Genomic DNA, 2,783 nt, shown 5'->3' on the forward strand with positions numbered 1-2,783 from the left:
GCCGGCCCGCGCGAAGCGGGCCGCGGCCGGAAACGCTCCTCCGCCGCCGTCGGGTCAGCCGCGAGCGGGTCAGTCGGCCACGTCGGCGCAGACCACGTGCGCGCCGATCTCGACCATCCGCTGCTCGCTGCGCGAGTCCGCCACCCGGGCCATGAGGATCGGCGCGCCGCTGGCCGCGAACTGCGGCAGCCTCGCCCTGACCCCCCGGTGCAGGTCCCTGACCACGTCCTCGGCCGCCGACATGTGCACCTTCACGTGCAGCATGATCCCCGGCGCCCCCGACGCGGTGCGCGCCTCGGAGATCCAGACATGGTGAACCAGCGGGTAGTCCATCAGCAGATGGGAGATCGCCCGCCGCAGGGCGGGCAGGATCGGGTGCGTGCACCGCCGGTACCCGGGGTCCACCTGCTGCATCGGCCCGGACAGGTGCGGCCTGGGCGCCGGGATCCACGGGAGCGCGGGGGCGTCCGGTGCCGGGGGCGCGACCTGCGCGAGCGCGGCCCCCCGTGACACGGTGGCCATCGCGCCCGTCGCGTACGCGGCGGGGGCGGCACCCGACATGACCGGTGTGGGCCCGGTGCGGGTCGAGGCGAGGTAGCGCTGAAGGTCGTCTATGGGCACGGCCGCCGCCGCCGGCCCCGCCGCGTCGATCACGATCTCCCGCACGCCGGTGACGCGCTGGATGTCGAGGATCGTGTCGGGGTTACAGGCGGAGAGCGAATGACTGCCGCGATGCCTGGCGTACGTGGCGGCGCTCGTGTATCCGAGCAGCACCCTGTCGCCGGCCTGGGTGGTGCCCAGGACGACCGATCGGTCTGGCCGCACTGCCACCAGGACCCCACCATCGGCGAGAGCGCCCAGCAGGCGATGCGGAGTGCCATGCTGGGCGAGCACGTCGGCAAGCGCAGGATTCCCGATGCTCATATGACGAACCATAGGTAGTTGGTCACGGCTTATCAGGCTAATGGGCAAGAAATCTTCCGATCAAGACAAAGATGGGCGCAGTGTGGATGAGTTTCCGATCCCGCGGGTACGGCGGGCGGCGTCTCAGATGCTGGGTCTCTCGTGAACACATTCACAAGCGCGGATAGACTCTGGGGGATCCGAGGGGCCCGTTGACGTGTCCCTCAACAGCCCGCCCGCATGCCCCTAAGGATCCACATCCCATGAGCAAGCCCGTCGTACTGGTCGCAGAGGAGCTGTCCGAGGCAGGCCTCGCCGTACTCGCCAACGATTTCGAGGTCCGTCACACCGACGGCGCCGACCGCGCGCAGCTGCTGCCCGCGCTCGCGGACGTGGACGCGCTCATCGTCCGCTCCGCCACGCAGGTGGACGCCGAGGCGATCGCGGCGGCGCCCAGGCTTCGCGTGGTGGCCAGGGCCGGTGTCGGCCTGGACAACGTGGACGTCGAGGCGGCCACGAAGGCCGGCGTGATGGTGGTCAACGCCCCGACCTCCAACATCACCAGCGCCGCCGAGCAGACCATCGCCCTCATCCTGGCCAGCGCCCGCAACACCGCCCAGGCGCACGCCGCGCTGAAGAACGGCGAGTGGAAGCGGTCCAAGTACACCGGTGTCGAGCTGGACGAGAAGGTCGTCGGCATCCTCGGTCTTGGCAAGATCGGCCAGCTCGTGGCGCAGCGGCTGCAGCCGTTCGGCGTCGAGCTGATCGCCTACGACCCCTACCTGCCGCCCGCGCGCGCGGCGCAGATGGGCGTCAAGCTGGTCAGCCTCGAAGAGGTGCTCAAGCAGGCCGACTTCATCACCGTGCACCTGCCCAAGTCCAAGGAGACGGTCGGGCTGATCGGTGACAAGGAGCTGCACGAGGTCAAGCCGTCGGTGCGGATCGTCAACGTGGCCCGCGGCGGCATCGTGGACGAGGGCGCCCTCTACTCGGCGGTCAAGGAGGGACGCGTCGCCGGAGCGGGCATCGACGTGTTCTCCAAGGAGCCGTGCACCGACAGCCCCCTGTTCGAGCTGGACCAGGTCGTCGTCACGCCGCACCTGGGCGCCTCCACGCACGAGGCCCAGGAGAAGGCGGGCACCCAGGTCGCGCGGAGCGTGAAGCTGGCGCTGGCGGGCGAGTTCGTCCCCGACGCGGTGAACGTCCAGGGCGGCGCGGTCGCCGAGGACGTCAAGCCGGGCCTGCCGCTGGCCGAGAAGCTGGGCCGGGTGTTCACCGCGCTGGCCGGCGAGGTGGCCACCAAGCTCGACGTCGAGGTGCGCGGCGAGATCGCCTCCCACGACGTGCGGGTCATCGAGCTGGCCGCGCTCAAGGGCGTCTTCACCGACGTGGTCGAGGAGCAGGTCACCTACGTCAACGCGCCGCTGCTGGCCAAGGACCGCGGCGTCAGCGTCGAGCTGGTGACCAGCTCCGACAGCCCCGACTGGCGCAACGTCGTGACCGTGCGCGGCGTCCTGGCCGACGGCCGCCAGGTCTCGGTCTCGGGCACGCTGTCCGGCCCGCGGCAGATCACGAAGATCGTCGAGGTCAACGGCTACGAGATGGAGATCGAGCCGACCGCGCACCTGTCGTTCTTCACCTACACCGACCGTCCCGGCATCGTCGGCGTGGTCGGCCGCCTCCTTGGCGAGCACTCCATCAACATCGCCTCGATGCAGGTGGCCCGCTCGGTCAAGGGCGGCGTCGCGCTGATCGCGCTGACCGTCGACTCGGCCATCCCGGCCGAGGTGGTCGAGCAGATCATCGCCGAGATCGGCGCCGAGAGCGGGCGCTCGGTCGACCTGGAGGACTAGGCGTCTCCCCGTACGGCTGCCGCTGGA

At 70.5% G+C, this 2,783-nt stretch carries 2 protein-coding genes; one reads left to right on the top strand and one right to left on the bottom strand.

From position 1 onward, the window contains the following. Nucleotides 1-69: 69 nt before the first annotated feature. Complete coding sequence (locus tag KME77_RS04900) at nucleotides 70-831, bottom strand: hypothetical protein (RefSeq protein ID WP_308250554.1); 762 nt, start codon at nucleotides 829-831, stop codon at nucleotides 70-72. 335 nt (nucleotides 832-1,166) lie between these two features. Here KME77_RS04900 and serA point away from each other — a divergent pair, with 335 nt between their 5' ends. Then, entirely contained in the window at nucleotides 1,167-2,756 is a 1,590-nt protein-coding gene (serA, locus tag KME77_RS04905; protein ID WP_219462380.1) for a phosphoglycerate dehydrogenase, read from the top strand. Nucleotides 2,757-2,783 lie beyond the last annotated feature (27 nt).

The organism is Nonomuraea rhizosphaerae (assembly GCF_019396405.1).
GTDB classification, from domain to species: domain Bacteria; phylum Actinomycetota; class Actinomycetes; order Streptosporangiales; family Streptosporangiaceae; genus Nonomuraea; species Nonomuraea rhizosphaerae.